This window comes from Desulfococcus sp. (assembly GCF_041737845.1).
Classification (GTDB): domain Bacteria; phylum Desulfobacterota; class Desulfobacteria; order Desulfobacterales; family Desulfococcaceae; genus Desulfococcus.
Genome location: NZ_JBGSQX010000088.1, coordinates 1 through 15,733, shown reverse-complemented (window position 1 = coordinate 15,733; position 15,733 = coordinate 1). Strand labels below are relative to the sequence as shown.

The window sequence follows — 15,733 nt, the reverse complement described above, 5'->3', positions numbered from 1 at the left end:
ACAGCGGCATGGCGGCGCTCGAGTCGCCGATGAGACCGCCCGTGCTTTCTAACGGATCAAAAAGGAGATCGCTGATGACGGAGTGGATGGATGTCGTACTCTCCCGCAGAAGCATTCGAAAATACGAGGAGCGACCGGTTCCGGACGAGGCCCTGGGAAAGATTCTCGAGGCCGTCCGCTTCGCGCCCTCGTGGACCAACTGCCAGTGCTGGGACATCGTGGTGGTCCGGGAAGAGGCGACCAAGCGGAAGCTTCAGGAAGCGGTCGCCCCGAAAAACCCCGCGCTGAAATCCGTGGCGGCGGCGCCCGTGGTGCTGGCCGTCTGCGGCCGGAAAGGGGTGTCCGGATACTACGACGGCAAGGCCTCCACCAAGTTCGGGGACTGGTACATGTTCGACCTGGGCATCGCCGCCCAGACCCTCTGCCTGGCCGCCTGGTCCCTCGGGCTCGGCACCGTGGTGGTGGGCCTCATGGACCACGACCAGGCCGGGGCCGTCCTGGGTGTCCCGGATACCCACGATCTGGTGGCCCTCATCCCGCTGGGATATCCCGCCAAAACCCCGAGCGCGCCCAAGCGCAGGGAGATCGACGAATTCGTCCACTGGGAATCGTTTTGAAAAGGCGCTGGATGCCGGAGCCGGGCAGAACGGCAGCCGCGGCCGGGCCGATACCGGGGCTTTGGGGGCTGCTGGTGATGATGGGGCTGTGCGCCGTGCTGCTGATCGGCTGCAAAAGCGCACCGCCTCCGGAGCCGGCCGCCCAGGAGGACCTGTTCATCCGGCAGGTCTCGGAGCTCCCCGGATTTTCCAGAGAGGAGCTGTTCGAAGGCGCGAAGATGTGGATTTCCGGCAGCTTCTCGTCGGACATCGACATCATCCAATACGCCAACCGGGATCAGGGAACCATCATCGGCAAGACATCCTTCCCCCATTCTCGGCCCTCCAAATGGGGCGGCCCGGACCGGTTAGATTTCCGGTTTACGGTCACGGTCGAAACCAAGGACGGCAGAATCCGGACCACCTTCTCGGATATGGCCCTGGTCGGGTTTCACGGTTTCGATGAGATCCTGAAACCGGACATGGAAGCGATTCGGCCCCAACTGATGTCCGCCGTCGATGCCCTGGTGGACCTATTCCAAAAAGAACCCCCCAAGGATGACTGGTAGCCCCGGACCCTCATCTCCCGGGACGGATACCGACTGGCGGCGTCTGCATATGGACATTCTCGAACGTGCGAAAAGCGTCCTTCGGCTGGAGGCCGAAGGCATCCTGAATCTGGTCGATCATATCGACGACAATTTCAGCAGGGCGGTGGATCTCATCTGCGAATCCACCGGGCGGCTGATTGTCGCGGGGATCGGCAAGTCGGGCATCATCGGCCGGAAGTTCGTGGCGACCTTCAACAGCACCGGAACGCGGTCCATGTTTCTCCATCCGGTCGAGGCCATGCACGGCGATCTGGGAATGGTCTGCCCGGACGACATCCTGCTGGCCCTCTCCAACAGCGGCGAGACCGACGAACTCAATATTCTCCTTCCGGTCATCCGCGGCATCGGCTGCAGGATCATCGCCTTTACCGGCAACCCCCGCTCCACCCTCGCCAGGAACAGCGATCTGGTGATCGACGTCGGGGTCGAAAAGGAGGCCTGCCCCATGGGGCTTGCCCCGACCACCAGCACCACGGCGCTCCTGGCCATGGGGGATGCCCTTGCGGTGGTGCTCATCAACGAGAAGCATTTCGAGTCGTCGGATTTCAGGCGGTTCCATCCGGGGGGGGCGCTGGGCCAGCGCCTGTCCATGAGGGTGTCGGACTTCATGATGACCGGATCCCTCCCCACCGTCCGCGAGGTCGACGCCATGGCCGAGGTCATCGCCGTCATCGATCGGGCCAGCATCGGCGTCGCCCTGGTGGTCAAGCCGGACCTGACCCTCTCGGGAATCATCACCGACGGCGATATCCGGCGGCTGCTGGCCCGGGGCGCTTCGATCTTCAGCCTGTCGGCGCGGGAGGTCATGACGCCCGGTCCCAAGACCGTCCGTCAAGCGCTTCCGGCCTATGACGCCCTCAATATCATGGAGTCCTTCGAGATCACCGTGCTTCCGGTCACCGATGTCAACGGCGTCGTTCTGGGCGTGGTCCATCTTCACGACATCCTGGGCAAGGGAAGCTTCAAGTTCAACGGCACATAGAGACCCGCGAAGCAGGCACAGGCATGACGGTTCCGTAAAAAGTCCGATATCTTGCGTTACGCGTATCCCTCGTCGCTGCGGGGTGCTTCAGGTATGTCTCATTCCTCGGGATTCGCAAGCCGTATCTCGAATTTTTTTGCGAAACCGTCTGAAAATCGACTTTTTACATGGCCATCAGGCATGGCTTCCGAAAAGGCAGGCGCGCGATGGAATCCTTCGATATTGTGGACACCGACATTCCGACCCTGGGCGACGCCAGGATTTCGTCGCCCATCGAGGGGCGGAAACTGGACGGCAACCGGCATTTCGTGAACGATGAGGACCGGGTGCTTATCGACGTGGACGCCCGGCGCTTTGAAAAGACGATCGAGGCCAAAGGGAAGATATCCTCCTTCGAGAAGGCCGGCCCCCGGCGGAAGATCTACTTCGATCCCAGCAAACTCCGGTGCGCCCTGGTGACCTGCGGCGGTCTCTGCCCGGGGCTCAACGGCATCATCCGGTCGGTCGTCCTGGAGCTGTATTTCGGATACGGGGTCCGGAATATCTACGGCATCCGCTACGGCCTTCAGGGCTTCATCCCCGAATACGGCCATGACGTTGTGGAATTCACCCCCGACGTGGTGGGCGATATCATCCGGAAGGGCGGGTCGTTTCTGGGCTCCTCCCGGGGGCCCCAGGATGTGGAGGCCATTGTCGACTGTCTCGAGCGGATGAACGTGGGCATCCTGTTCATGGTGGGGGGCGACGGGACACTGATGGCCGCCTCGGAGATCAGCGACACCATCCAGCGCCGTAAGCTCAAAATCAGCGTGGTGGGCATTCCAAAGACCATCGACAACGACATCCACATGGTCTCCCGCTCCTTCGGGTTCGACACCGCCGTGGACCTTGCCACCCAGTCGATCCGTGCCGCCCACAACGAAGCCCGGGGGTTTCCCCACGGCATCGGCCTGATCAAGCTCATGGGGCGGCATTCGGGCTTTATCGCGGCCACCGCCACCCTGGCCCAGCAGGACGTCAATTTTGTCCTCATCCCCGAGGTCGATTTCGATCTTGACGGGCCCAAGGGGCTCCTGACATCCTTGGAAGGCCGGCTGTCGGAGCGGGGGCATGCGGTCATCGTGGTGGCCGAGGGGGCGGGCCAGAAATTCTTCGACGCATCCGGCAAGAGGGACCCGTCGGGAAACGTCAAGCTCCACGATATCGGCACCTTCCTCAAGGAGCGTATCCTTGCCTATTTCAAGGACCGGAACACGGATGTCTCGCTGAAGTATATCGATCCCAGCTACATCATTCGAAGCCTCCCGGCCAACTCCAACGACCACGTCTTCTGCAGCTTCCTGGGCCGGAACGCGGTGCATGCGGCCATGGCCGGCAAAACCCGGCTCCTCCTGGGCCACTGGAACAACCACTTCGTGCACATCCCCATGGCGGCTTCCGCCGGAAGGCGGAAGCAGATCAACCCCGACGGCCGCCTCTGGCAGAGCATCCTCGATGCGACGGGGCAGGGCTCCCTGAAAAACGATCAGGGGGCGGGGGGGAGCACCCCCGCGCCGCGGAGAAAGCGCTCCGCTTCCTGAAAAAAGGCGGCGCGGTCGGGGGGGCAGTCGTTGTGGGCACAGTCGAGCGTGACGAGGCGGCTCCTGGACGAAGCGGCCGCCAGGGCGGCGCCGTGGGCGTAGGGGATGACGTCGTCCCCGCGGCCGTGGAAAACGAGGACCGGCTTTTCGTAAGACCGGACCACCGACAGGTTGTCGAAGGGGTCTCTGACCAGGAACCCCGGCGCGAGGTACCTCACCGCGAACGCGCGGGCGCTGGTGAAGGTGGAGATGAGGATCATGGCGGCGGACGGCCGTTTTGCCGCCAGATCGCAGGCAACCCCGCCGCCCAGGGACCTGCCGGCAAGGACGATGCGGTCCGAGTCCACGTCCGGCCGGGCCGCGAGCCAGTCATAGGCCGCCGCGTAAACATCCCCGATGCCGGCCTGGGACGGCGACCCCCGGGACCGGCCGTATCCGGGATACTCCACCAGGAGGAGCCCCGCTCCCAGGCGGGTGAAGGGCATGAATTCCCCGAGACATCCGTCGATCAACTCGGCGTTGCCGTGGGCGAAGAGGATTGCGGGATGCCTTTGCCCGCCTTTCGCGGCGGCGGGGGGAAGGAACCACGCCTCGGTTCGAATCCCGCCGGCGCGGACCTCAATGACCTCGAGACCGGGCAGGGCCGGGGGGCCCGCGGCCGGCCCCGTCAGACCCGCCGGAAAGACGATCTGCCGCTGGACGAGGTAGAGGAGGGCGCAGTAGGCGAGATACACCAGAAAGACCCAGAGAAGGGTTGATACCAGGGTTTTGGCAAGCATCCGTCATTCTTCCTGATCGAGAGGGTTGGGGGGGTAATGGCCGTGTGGTCCCTTCAGGCTTCAACAATGTAGGAAATCCGAAGGCGCCGGTCAAGGGGAGATGGTTCCGAAAAACGGAATCCGGCCGGAGAAAGGAGCTTTGCATGAAGCGATACATTGGGGCGTTGGACCAGGGAACCACCAGCACGCGGTTCATCATCTTTGACCGGGACGGCCGCATCGTCGCGGTCGACCAGAGAGAGCACCAGCAGATTTTCCCACAGCCCGGCTGGGTCGCCCAAGACGCCGGGGAGATCTGGGAGAACACCCGGACGGTCATCCGGGGGGCGTTGCGGGCCGGCGGGCTCTCGGGGGCCGACCTGGCCGCCGTCGGCATCACCAACCAGCGCGAGACCACGGTGGTGTGGAACCGGCACACCGGGGAGCCCTACGGCCATGCCGTGGTCTGGCAGTGCACCCGCACCCACGAGATCTGCAAGGCGCTCATGCGCGATCAGGGGCAGAACCGGTTTCGGGACCGGACGGGCCTGCCCGTGGCCACCTATTTTTCGGGCCCCAAAATCATGTGGATCCTCGAGAACATGCCGAAGGCCAGGGCCGACGCCGAGGCCGGGGACGCCCTCTTCGGCACCATGGAGACGTGGCTGATCTGGCACCTGACCGGAGGCCCGGCCGGCGGCGTCCACGTCACCGACGTGACCAACGCGAGCCGCACCCTCCTCATGGACCTCCACACCCTCGCATGGGACAAGGCGATCCTGGAAGTCATGGGGATTCCGGAGGCCATGCTCCCGAGGATCGTTCCGTCCAGCGACCCCGAGGTCTGGGGAATGACCCGCAAAGACGGTCCCGTGGGCGCGCTGGTGCCCGTATGCGGCGCCCTGGGCGACCAGCAGGCCGCCCTGGTCGGCCAGGCCTGCTTTGAAGCGGGCGAAGCCAAGAACACTTACGGCACCGGCTGTTTTCTGCTGATGAACACCGGCCACACGCCGGTGCCCTCCCGCCAGGGCCTGATCACGACCCTGGGCTACCGGTTCGGGGCGGACCGGCCGGTCTACTGCCTTGAAGGTTCCATCGCCATTTCCGGCGCGCTGGTGCAGTGGATGCGGGACAATCTGGGGCTCATCCGGACGGCGGCGGAGATAGAGACCCTGGCCGGGACCGTCGCCGACAACGGCGGCGCCTACTTCGTTCCGGCCTTTTCCGGCCTTTTTGCACCTTACTGGCGCGCCGACGCCCGGGGCGCCCTCGTCGGCCTGACCCGATACGTCAACCGGGGCCATATCGCCCGGGCGGTGCTGGAGGCCAGCGCCTACCAGACCCGGGACATCGTGGAGGCCATGGCGAAAGACTCGGGGGTGGCCCTCTCCCGACTCAAGGTCGACGGCGGCATGGTGACCAACGAACTTCTGATGGCTTTTCAGGCCGATATCCTGAATGTTCCGGTCATCCGGCCCCGGATTTCGGAGACCACGGCCCTGGGCGCCGCCTATGCGGCCGGATTGGCCGTCGGCTTCTGGCCCGACCTGGACAGCCTCCGGCGCAACTGGTCGGAGGACCGGACCTGGCGGCCGACCATGGATGCCGACGCCCGGGAGTTCCTCTACCGGCAGTGGAAAAAAGCCGTCGAGCGCACCTTCGACTGGGTCGAATAGGGCCGAAAGGCACGGGTGGAGGCCGCCGCACCGGGCGGCATCCCATCTTTCACGGACAGACGATCAGGGGGAGATGAAGGGATGAACCGGGACGAAATGCTGAAAAGAATCCGGCGTCAGGACAGGGAATGGGACCTCATTGTTGTCGGCGGCGGCGCCACCGGGCTGGGGACCGCCATTGACGGGGCGTCGCGGGGATATCAGGTCCTGCTGGTCGAGCAGAGCGATTTTGCCAAGGGCACGTCGAGCCGCAGCACCAAGCTGGTGCACGGCGGCGTCCGGTACCTCCAGCAGGGCAACGTCTCCCTGGTCCTGGAAGCCTTGAAGGAGCGGGGGCTGATGCGCCGGAACGCCCCCCATCTCGTCCACAACCTGCCGTTCGTGGTGCCCAACTACGACTGGTGGGAGGGGCCCTTCTACGGCATCGGGCTCAAGGTCTACGATATGCTGGCCGGCCGTCACGGTTTCGGCCATTCCAAGGGGCTCTCCAAGGAGAAAACCCTTGCGTTCATCCCCACCCTCGAGCCCCGGGGGCTCCGGGGCGGAGTCATCTATTACGACGGCCAGTTCGACGATGCCCGCCTGGCCGTCAACATGGCCCAGACCGCGGTGGAGCAGGGCGGAACGGTCGTCAATTACATGCGGGTGGAATCCCTTGTCAAATCCGGCGGCATGGTGCGGGGGGTGAACGTGAGGGACATGGAAACCGGGGAAGCGTATGCGCTGACGGCAAAGGTGGTCATCAACGCCACCGGGGTCTTCTCCGACGCCGTCCGAAGGATGGACGATCCCGAGGCGCCCGGCATCATCACCCCCAGCCAGGGCGTCCATATCGTCCTGGACAAATCCTTCATGCCGGGGGATACGGCCATCATGGTGCCCCACACCGACGACGGCCGCGTGCTCTTCGCCATCCCGTGGAAGAATCGCGTGGTGGTGGGCACCACGGACACGGAGATGGCCGACGCGCCCCTCGACCCCTGCCCCCTGCCGGAGGAGATCGATTTCCTGCTGTCCCATGCGGCGAGGTACCTGACCAAGGACCCGACCCGGGAGGACATCCTGAGCGCCTTCGCAGGCCTCAGGCCCCTGGTGAGCCTGGGGGGATACGAGAACACCGCCGCCATTTCCCGGGACCATACCCTCAACATCTCCCGGTCGGGGCTGCTCACCATCACCGGCGGCAAGTGGACGACCTACCGGAAGATGGCCGAGGACACCGTGGACCAGGCGGCGCTTCTGGCGCAGCTCCAGGAGCGGCCGTCGGTTACGAAGGAGCTCAACATCCACGGGTTCCATCAGAACGCCGGGCAGTTCGGCCATCTCGCGGTGTATGGCTCGGACGCCGTTTCGGTCCAGGCCCTCTTGGGGGAGGACCCCCGGTTCGCCTGCCCCCTTCACCCGGCCCACCCTTACCTGGCCGGCGAGGTCGTCTGGGCGGTCCGCCGCGAAATGGCCCGGACGGTGGAGGATTTTCTGTCGCGCCGCCGGAGGGTGCTCATCCTGGATGCCCGGGCCTCCATGGAAATGGCGCCCGTGGTGGCCCGCCTGATGGCGTTGGAGCTGGGCCGGGACGGCCGCTGGGAAAGCGATCAGACGAGGGCCTTCGAGGCCCTGGCACGGGGGTATCTGGGCGACGGCGTCTGCCCCGCCTGATCGGTCGCTGTTCCGTCAGAAGGTTTTGAGGAAGGCGTCGGCTTCCTGGATGGATCGGCTCATATCGGCTCCCAGCCGCTGGATATCCACCTCGATGCCGTGTCAGATGGACTTGGGGAAGGGAGCCTGACGAAGGCCCCGTGAATGGGGTTGACGCCTGCCGGGACTTATTCTAAAACCGATAACGCATCCCGCAACCACCAACCGAAAGGAGCGCATGCCGGATAGGGTTTCGCCGGCATGGAAACCCCATGAGCATGAATGTCGTAGACAAGATCGACGACCTCGTCAAGGTCGACCACGTGCTGATCAGTGTGTCCGACAAAAGCGGCCTGGAGGCCTTCATCCCCGGACTGGTCGAGATCAACCCCGGCGTGAGGATCCTCTCCACGGGCGGCACCTTCGGCCGGATCCGGGAGATCCTGGGGGAGTCCGCCCCGAGACGCCTCACCCAGGTCTCGGAGTACACCGGGCAGCCGGAAACCCAGGGCGGTCTCGTGAAGACCCTGGATTTCAAGATCTATCTGGGTCTTTTGACCGAGACCTACAACCCGTCCCACCAGGCGGACCTGAAACGGACCCATGGGGTGCCCATCGACATGGTGGTGGTGAACCTCTATCCCTTTCAGGAAACCGTCGCCAGGCCCGATGTCACGGCGGAGGCGGCCCGGGGCAATATCGACATCGGCGGGCCCTGCATGATCCGGGCTTCGGCGAAGAACTTCATCCGTGTGGCCCCGGTGGTCGATCCTGCCGATTATCCGATGATTCTGGAGGGCATGCGGTCCCGTTCGGGGCGGACGAGCCTGGAGATGCGGTTCACCCTCGCCCGGAAGGCCTTCGACCATACGGCCCGCTATGATCAGGCCATCGCCCGGTTTCTGGCCGAACAGCCCTTTGATGCGGTCCGGGGATGCTACTCCGACGGTGGCCGGTGACGGCGGCATATCCGGCGAAAACCCGCTGCGGTTCGGGGTCATGAGGGGAGGGACCGGCTGAGGCCATGGAGATCCTGAGCACCATCATCCCCATGTTCACCGTGATCCTGGCCGGCTGGATCGCCAGGAAAAGGGGGCTGATCCCACAGGCATTTCTCGGTCCGGCCAATCGTCTCGTCTTCCATCTGGCCATCCCGGCCATGATCTTCCGGTCCATTTCGCTGGGGAGCTTTGACCGGGATTTCAACCTCCCTGTGGTCCTCATCACCCTGGCCGCCATTATCACGGTTTTTGTCCTGATGTGGAGCGTCGGCCAGGCCGCCGGCCTCGAACGGCGGCGCTTCGCCACCGTCATCCAGAGCTCGTTTCACGGCAACCTGGGGTATATCGGGCTTGCGGTGGCCTATTATTATCTGGGCGACCAGGGGCTGGCCCAGGCGAGCATCCTGGCGGGATTTGTCATGATCCTTCAGAACCTGCTCGCCGTGATCGTGCTTCAGTGGTACAGTGATACCGGATCCGGCCGCCTTTCCCCCCGGCGGATGTTCCTGGGTATTGCCGGAAACCCCGTGATCCTCTCGGCCATGGCGGGCATTCTTTTTTCCGCTGCGGGCATGCCGCTTCCGGTCATTCCGGACCGGGCCCTCAAGATCCTGGGAGACCTGGCCCTGCCGCTCGCCCTGCTCCTCATCGGAGCGAGCCTGACCTTCGGCCTCGTGCGGTCCCGGCCGGCGCCCCTGGTATCCTCTTTCATGGTCAAGCTGGGGCTCCTTCCCGGGATTGGCATGGCGCTTTTCCATGTTTTCAAGATCCCCGCCGCCGGCTATCTTCCGGCCATGATCCTCCTGGCGTCGCCCACGGCCACCATCGCCTATGTCATGGCGGCGGAGATGAACGGCGACACGGAATTCGCGGCCGCGGCCATTTCCGCCAGCACCATGCTGTCGGCGGTCTCGTTCGCCGTGTGGCTCCATGTGATCTGAGTCGGAAGGATGAAATCAACATCCAACAACGGAGATCGTCCATGGCATTCAGTTCGGAGTTCAATTTCAGCCGCGCCCTGATCACGGGCGGCGCCGGGTTTATCGGTTCGCATATCGCCGACGTCCTGGTCAGGGCGGGCCGCCAGGTCCGCGTCATCGACAATCTCGCCAGCGGCTCCCTGGACAACCTGGCCCACCTGGGCGACCGGGTCGATTTCATCCATGGGGACATCCGGGATGCCGACCTGCTCTTGCGGGCGGCCCGGGGGTGCGAGGTGATCTTCCACGAGGCGGCCGTTGTTTCCGTGACCCGGACCGTGGCGGCACCGGTCGAGACGGCGGCGGTCAACGACATGGGGACCCTCCAGGTGCTCGACACGGCGCGGAAGGCGGGCGTCCGCCGGGTTGTCCTGGCCAGCTCCTCGGCGGTGTACGGCGACGACCCCGTGATGCCCAAGCGGGAGGAGATGCGGCCGAAGCCCATGAGCCCCTACGCGGTCCAGAAGCTGACGAACGAGCACTACGCGCGCCTGTATCATGAGCTGTACGGCATCGAGACGGTCTGCCTCAGGTATTTCAATGTCTACGGCCCCCGCCAGGACCCCTCCTCGCCCTATTCCGGCGTCATCTCCATTTTCATGACCCGGGCCTTTACCGGCGAGCCGCCGGTGGTCTACGGCGACGGGGAGCAGTGCCGGGATTTCGTTTTCGTGGAAGACGTGGCCCGGGCCAACCTGCTGGCCGGCGTGGCGCCGGACATCAGCGGCGGCGTGTTCAACGTGGGAACGGGGACGGCCATGACCGTCAACGATCTGTGGCTGAGCATCGCCCGGCGGGCCGGCATCGACGCGGCCCCGGTTTACGCTCCGTCCCGGCCGGGCGACATCCGGGAATCCCTCTCCAGCATCGACCGCGCCGAAGCGGAGCTGGGGTTCCGGCCCGCATATGACTTCGAGCGCGGCATTGACATCACTATGGCCTGGTATCGAGATCGGGCGGAAAGAAAATCAACATGACATTCCATTACAAAACGGTTCTGGTCACCGGTGCGGCGGGATTCATCGGGTTTCATCTGGCCAGGCGCCTCCTGGACCAGGGGTGCCGGGTGGTGGGGCTCGACAACCTGAACGACTATTACGACGTGAGCTACAAGACCGCAAGGCTGGCCAGGCTCGCCAAATATCCCGGGTTCACCTTTGTCAAGGAGGACCTGGCCGATCGGGACGCCATGTCGCGGATCTTTGCGGAGACCGCCTTCGACGCGGTGGTCAACCTGGCGGCCCAGGCCGGGGTCCGGTATTCCCTCATCAATCCCCAGGCCTACGTGTCGTCCAACCTGGCGGGGTTTGTCAATATTCTGGAAGGCTGCCGCCACCACCGGGTCGGGCACCTGGTCTTCGCCTCGTCCAGTTCGGTTTACGGCGCCAACACCCGGATGCCGTTTTCCGTCCACGATAACGTCGACCACCCGGTGTCGCTCTACGCGGCATCCAAGAAGGCCAACGAACTCATGGCCCATACCTACAGTCACCTCTACGGCCTCCCCTGCACCGGCCTCCGGTTTTTCACGGTCTACGGCCCCTGGGGACGGCCCGACATGGCCCTCTTCCTGTTCACCCGGGCGATCCTGGAAGACCGGCCCATCCAGGTGTTCAACCACGGGAAGATGCGGCGCGATTTCACCTACATCGACGACATCGTCGAGGGGGTCGTCCGGGTCATGGGAACGCTGCCCCGACCCAATCCGGCATGGGACGGCGACCAGCCGGACCCGGGAACTTCCTATGCGCCCTACCGGATCTACAATATCGGGAACAACTCGCCGGTCGAGCTCGGGGATTTCATCGCCGCCGTCGAGAAGGCCCTGGGAAAGAAGGCGAAAAAGGAATACCTGGACCTACAGCCCGGCGATGTTCCCGCCACCGTGGCCGACGTCGACGACCTGATGAGAGAGGTGGGGTTCAAGCCCGACACCCCCATCGAAACGGGCATCGAGCGCTTTGTATCATGGTACCGGGAGTATCATCGCCTGTAGGCGGCGGGGAAGGGGCGGGATAAAAGGTCCAACCCCCCGGGTTCGACCTTTTATGGACCGGCGCACGGGGGAATTATGCGGGGGTTCCAAAGGAGCGCCGGAAGAGATCCTCGATGGCCCGGGTCCCGTCCTCGGTCAGGTTGCGGGTTCCGGTGCCGACAAAGCTGTCGCCTTCAATCACGGGGGTGTCGGCGACCCACTGGTTTTCTTTCCAGGAAAACCAGCCTTTCCGGTCCTGGTCGTAGACGCTGATCGGACGGTTGAAGAGTTTGGCCAGTTCCACGCCCCAGCCCGTGCCGCCCTTGACCGTGGCGTCGGGCTGGATCCAGCCGATGGCGAAGACATGGTATCCCTTGTTGACCATGTGGAAGATGGACTGAATCACCTTTCGAATCTTGTCCGCCTTGGCATAGCTCCGTCCCATCCGTTTGGAGACGATCTCCATGCTGATGTCTCCTTTCTTAAGCTCCGCCGTGCTCAGGACCGTGTAGTTTTTCTCCCGCGCGATCGTATGCCCCTCGAAGGTGTAGTTGACCTCCCGGATGCCCCAGCGCTCAGCATTTTCCCCGAATTCGGCTTCGGCTCCCTTGTGGCCGCCGCTAAAAAGTGTCACTTGTGAACGTTCCGTCATGTGTATCGTTTCCTTTCATCTCTTTTTTCATTGAAAAGCGAATCACCCCGCATCAAAACAAATCACCCCGCCGCAGGCCGGCAGGGTGAATACCCGTAATAATAAAGCATTTTTCAGATGATGCAAGGGATTCATCAAATTTTAACAATTTTTATCTGCGTTGATCCGTCCTCACCGGCTGCTGAAGTCTTCCAGAAATCCCTCCAGAAAGGTATCCATGCCGGGGTGTGGGGGCGGCTGTTCGGGGATGAAGCCGGGGGTGTAGCCCCTTTTCAGGAATGGCGCCAGCAGGTCGGGGGATGGGCTGATGATGTGGATCGGCACGGACCGGGACCGGCCCTCCCCGGTGATCTGGGGGCTCGGCTGATGGTCGCCCACCACGATGACGAGGGCCTTCCGGTCGAGGCATTGATGCAGGAATCCTTCGATCACGGTGAGGACATAGGCGATGGATGTGGCGTAGGCTTCGGAGGCGTTGGTGAGGTCGGGCCAGACCACCGGGAAGGTCCGCATCTCCAAGTCGTGAAATACGGAGCCGTCCCCGACCCTGGACCAGTCCTCGATGTATTGGGGCTGGAGGTGAAAGGCGGCGTGGCTGGAGACCAGGATGAATTCGATGAACAGGGGAGATTCGGCCGTCCGGATCTCTTTTCGGCAGATGGTATCCAAAACGAACTGGTCCGGCATGGTCACCCAGCCGAAGGCCGGCCCCCGGTACCCCAGGGCGTTGGCGTCGTATTTGCCTTGAAATTCGAACCAGGCGTCCTCGGGGCGGGGGGTTTTGGTGCCCGGCATCACGCAGACGGTCCGATACCCCGCCCGCATGAAATAGTGGGCCATGGGCTTGATCCTGGAGCCCAGGAGCAGCTTGAACTTGAGATGGGTGTCGGTCATCACGCCGCCCGCCAGGGTGCCGTGGGCCAGCCAGGACGAGCCGGAGATCGTGGGCGACCGCAGGTAATTGGAGCAGGCGGAGAAGCGGTCGTCGGCCGAAAGCCTCCGGAGCACCGGCGCGATCATCCCGAAATGGCGGGGATCCTCGAACACGGTCTCGCCGTAGGATTCCACGAAAATGAGGTAGACGTTCCGCCCGTTCAGCCGGTCGAGGGACGACGGCAGCCTGGCCATGCGCCTCACGGCGGTTTCCAGGAGGTCAAGCTGGTGGCGCCGGGTCTTCTCGACAGTGAGGATGAAGCCGATCTCGGCGGCGATCCGCGGCCAGATCCCCGGGGAAAACACGCGGCCGCCCGGTGTGGGGGCGAAGAGGACGCACCCCAGGGAGAGGGTGAGGAGGAGGTTGGCCGCGGCCATGAAAACGGTTCGGCGTCCGTCCTGTTCAAAATAGCGCTGCAGCCACCGGAAGCCGCCGTAGATCAGGAAGAAGGCGATGCCCGCGCCGGCGGCTGCGGCGGCGCTCCAGGCGAAGAACAGGCCCGATGCCGTCGTGTCGTACAGGAGGCTGACGAGGTCCGGCAGAAACCGGCCGTCGATGAAGAGGTTGAATTCCCGGTCGAAATAGAGGGGCACGAGACGGTCGGCCGCGCGGAACACCGCGGCGAAGATCATGAATCCGGCGAGGCCGGCGGCCATGCCTTTCTGAAAACGCAGTTTCAGCCAGGCCGAGATGCAGAGGACCCAGAGGGCGGCGAACAGCTCCTGGGACGGCATGAGCAGCTCCGGAAGGCGGATCTCCCCAAAGGGCCAGGAGAACTGGACCAGGGCATTCAGGCCCGCCCAGACGGCCAGGAAGGCCGCCGCGGTTCTGAAGGGGGGTATGGCGGTTGGTGATTCCGGGGGCTTTTCGCGGGGACTTCGCATGGGGGTTGAAAAACTCCTCGATTGATCCTATGCTGAAAAAATGCGTAAATTTATCGGACAGGCAGCGCCCTTGTCAATGGCTTATACCGGACTGGCCCCGGCCCAGCGGCGGAGCGCAAGGCTTGTGGGGGGCGGTTTTCTGGCGGCCCTTGTGGCAGGCGTGATCCTGGTCTCCCTTTGGGGGGGCCTTTCCCTGGGGATGCTCTGGCTGGGGACGGCATCAGCCGCCGCCGCCTGGATCTACCGGCGCTTCCTTCGTCTTTTGCCCATGAACCGGCCCGGGGACGGCGGGCAGATCTACGGGGACCTGGGCGCGGCAAACCGCATCACCCTCCTGCGAGGGGGGCTTGTCGCCCTCCTGGCGGGGTTCGCCCTGGTTCCCTGGCCCCGGATGACCGCGGGAGGCGTGCCGTGGCCGTGGATTCCCGGGATGCTTTACGGCGCCGCCGTCCTCCTGGACGGTGTTGACGGGAGGATCGCGAGAAAAACCGGCTGCGTCACCCGCATGGGGGAGCAACTCGACATGGAGACGGACGCCCTGGGACTGCTTGCGGCATCCATGGTCGCCGTCATCGCAGATCGCCTGCCCCCGGCATACCTGGTTGCCGGCATGGCCTATTACCTGTTTTCCGCGGGGATCCGCTTCCGGGAATTTCTTGGGAAGCCGGTGCAGGAGGTGCGGCCCTGGCGGGGCGCCAAAATCATCGCGGGCTTTCAGATGGCGTTTGTGGCCTTGGCGCTGCTCCCGCCCGTCAGTCCGAAGGCAGCGGCCATTGCCGCCTGGATGGTCATGATTCCCCTCCTGGCCGGTTTCGGCAGGGACTGGATGATTGTCTGCGGCCAGGCCGGCAATGACTGTTTTGCCGGCTTCCGCTGTCGGCCCGAGGATCGTTTGGTGGATCGTGAAACGGGGGATCGGAAGCCATGAGGCGGTCGATCCTGCGGCTCTTCCTCTGGTATGTCGTGGTGCTGGCGGTTTTGGGGATCGGGGCATCGGCCGCCGGGGTTCTCCGGCCGGAGCGGGTTGCGGCGGCCATGGCGCGGATCCGGGTTCCCGGCCTCCTGTGGCTTGCGGCCATCAACGGCGTCATCCTGCTGGCGGCGACCGGCCGATGGTGGAGGATCCTTTCCGCCTTCGGCCATCGTATCGCTCCGGTCCGCCTCACGGCCTACCGCATCGCGGCGGGCGCCGTGAGCTACGTCACGCCCGGCAGCCAGTTCGGGGGCGAGCCCCTGCAGGCCTTCCTGCTGGTCAGGCGGGAGGGCGTCCCGGCCGATATCGCCGCCGCCGCCGTTTTTCTCGAACGGGCCATGGAACTGGCCCTGAACCTCATTCTGGTGGGGGGCGGGCTTCTCTGGATGGTCCGGCGTCCGCTCCCGGGAGTGGAGTGGGGGCTCCCATTCAACGCCCTCGGGCGAGGCGGGGCGGGGCGGGTGCTGACGGCCGTCTGCTTCGGGGCGGCGGCGGT

The 15,733-nt window shown here is 64.4% G+C and carries 15 protein-coding genes; 12 read left to right on the top strand and 3 right to left on the bottom strand.

The window, feature by feature from the left end; translation table 11 throughout:
• Positions 1 to 74: 74 nt before the first annotated feature.
• From ACEW8N_RS10195 to ACEW8N_RS10180, 4 genes are all read left to right on the top strand, one after another.
• Positions 75 to 617, top strand: coding sequence for a nitroreductase family protein (locus ACEW8N_RS10195; RefSeq protein ID WP_373499709.1), 543 nt, complete (start codon positions 75 to 77; stop codon positions 615 to 617).
• The gene (locus tag ACEW8N_RS10190) at positions 614 to 1,165 is read left to right on the top strand and encodes a DUF4468 domain-containing protein (RefSeq protein WP_373499708.1); all 552 of its coding nucleotides are present in this window, start codon (positions 614 to 616) and stop codon (positions 1,163 to 1,165) included. Before ACEW8N_RS10195 ends, ACEW8N_RS10190 begins: the two co-directional genes overlap by 4 nt.
• A 49-nt stretch (positions 1,166 to 1,214) precedes the next feature.
• Entirely contained in the window at positions 1,215 to 2,189 is a 975-nt protein-coding gene (locus ACEW8N_RS10185) for an SIS domain-containing protein (RefSeq protein ID WP_373499707.1), read from the top strand.
• Between the two features lie 206 nt (positions 2,190 to 2,395).
• Positions 2,396 to 3,769 carry an ATP-dependent 6-phosphofructokinase gene (locus ACEW8N_RS10180; protein WP_373499706.1) on the top strand — a complete coding sequence of 458 codons (1,374 nt, stop codon included), beginning with the start codon at positions 2,396 to 2,398 and terminating at the stop codon, positions 3,767 to 3,769.
• On the opposite strand, the gene ACEW8N_RS10175 is transcribed toward ACEW8N_RS10180, so the two are convergent.
• A complete protein-coding gene (locus ACEW8N_RS10175; protein WP_373499705.1) occupies positions 3,715 to 4,548 on the bottom strand; it encodes an alpha/beta hydrolase in 834 nt (277 codons plus the stop codon). The genes ACEW8N_RS10180 and ACEW8N_RS10175 overlap by 55 nt on opposite strands.
• A gap of 143 nt (positions 4,549 to 4,691) precedes the next feature.
• Here ACEW8N_RS10175 and glpK point away from each other — a divergent pair, with 143 nt between their 5' ends.
• The 6 genes from glpK to ACEW8N_RS10145 all read left to right on the top strand — a co-directional run bounded on the left by glpK (position 4,692) and on the right by ACEW8N_RS10145 (position 11,815).
• A complete protein-coding gene (gene glpK / locus ACEW8N_RS10170; RefSeq protein ID WP_373499704.1) occupies positions 4,692 to 6,203 on the top strand; it encodes a glycerol kinase GlpK in 1,512 nt (503 codons plus the stop codon).
• An 81-nt stretch (positions 6,204 to 6,284) separates the two neighbouring features.
• Complete coding sequence (locus ACEW8N_RS10165; RefSeq protein ID WP_373499703.1) at positions 6,285 to 7,859, top strand: glycerol-3-phosphate dehydrogenase/oxidase; 1,575 nt, start codon at positions 6,285 to 6,287, stop codon at positions 7,857 to 7,859.
• A 251-nt stretch (positions 7,860 to 8,110) separates the two neighbouring features.
• Positions 8,111 to 8,797 carry a hypothetical protein gene (locus ACEW8N_RS10160; RefSeq protein WP_373499702.1) on the top strand — a complete coding sequence of 229 codons (687 nt, stop codon included), beginning with the start codon at positions 8,111 to 8,113 and terminating at the stop codon, positions 8,795 to 8,797.
• Between the two features lie 65 nt (positions 8,798 to 8,862).
• Positions 8,863 to 9,780: an AEC family transporter gene (locus tag ACEW8N_RS10155; protein ID WP_373499701.1), complete on the top strand. Its 918-nt coding sequence runs from the start codon at positions 8,863 to 8,865 to the stop codon at positions 9,778 to 9,780.
• 41 nt (positions 9,781 to 9,821) lie between these two features.
• Positions 9,822 to 10,796: an SDR family oxidoreductase gene (locus tag ACEW8N_RS10150; protein ID WP_373499700.1), complete on the top strand. Its 975-nt coding sequence runs from the start codon at positions 9,822 to 9,824 to the stop codon at positions 10,794 to 10,796.
• Positions 10,793 to 11,815, top strand: a complete 1,023-nt coding sequence (locus tag ACEW8N_RS10145; protein ID WP_373499699.1) for an NAD-dependent epimerase — start codon at positions 10,793 to 10,795, stop codon at positions 11,813 to 11,815. The genes ACEW8N_RS10150 and ACEW8N_RS10145 overlap by 4 nt, the downstream gene beginning before the upstream one ends.
• Before the next feature lie 73 nt (positions 11,816 to 11,888).
• Here ACEW8N_RS10145 and ACEW8N_RS10140 read toward each other — a convergent pair whose 3' ends face one another.
• Complete coding sequence (locus ACEW8N_RS10140; RefSeq protein WP_373499698.1) at positions 11,889 to 12,446, bottom strand: hypothetical protein; 558 nt, start codon at positions 12,444 to 12,446, stop codon at positions 11,889 to 11,891.
• A 171-nt stretch (positions 12,447 to 12,617) separates the two neighbouring features.
• Entirely contained in the window at positions 12,618 to 14,264 is a 1,647-nt protein-coding gene (locus ACEW8N_RS10135; protein WP_373499697.1) for a sulfatase-like hydrolase/transferase, read from the bottom strand.
• Positions 14,265 to 14,340: 76 nt separating this feature from the next.
• Between ACEW8N_RS10135 and ACEW8N_RS10130 the strand changes: the two genes are divergently transcribed.
• Both ACEW8N_RS10130 and ACEW8N_RS10125 read left to right on the top strand, forming a co-directional pair.
• Positions 14,341 to 15,192: a CDP-alcohol phosphatidyltransferase family protein gene (locus ACEW8N_RS10130; protein WP_373499696.1), complete on the top strand. Its 852-nt coding sequence runs from the start codon at positions 14,341 to 14,343 to the stop codon at positions 15,190 to 15,192.
• The coding region (locus ACEW8N_RS10125) for a lysylphosphatidylglycerol synthase domain-containing protein (RefSeq protein ID WP_373499695.1) at positions 15,189 to 15,733 on the top strand (545 nt) is incomplete at its 3' end. The genes ACEW8N_RS10130 and ACEW8N_RS10125, both read left to right, overlap by 4 nt.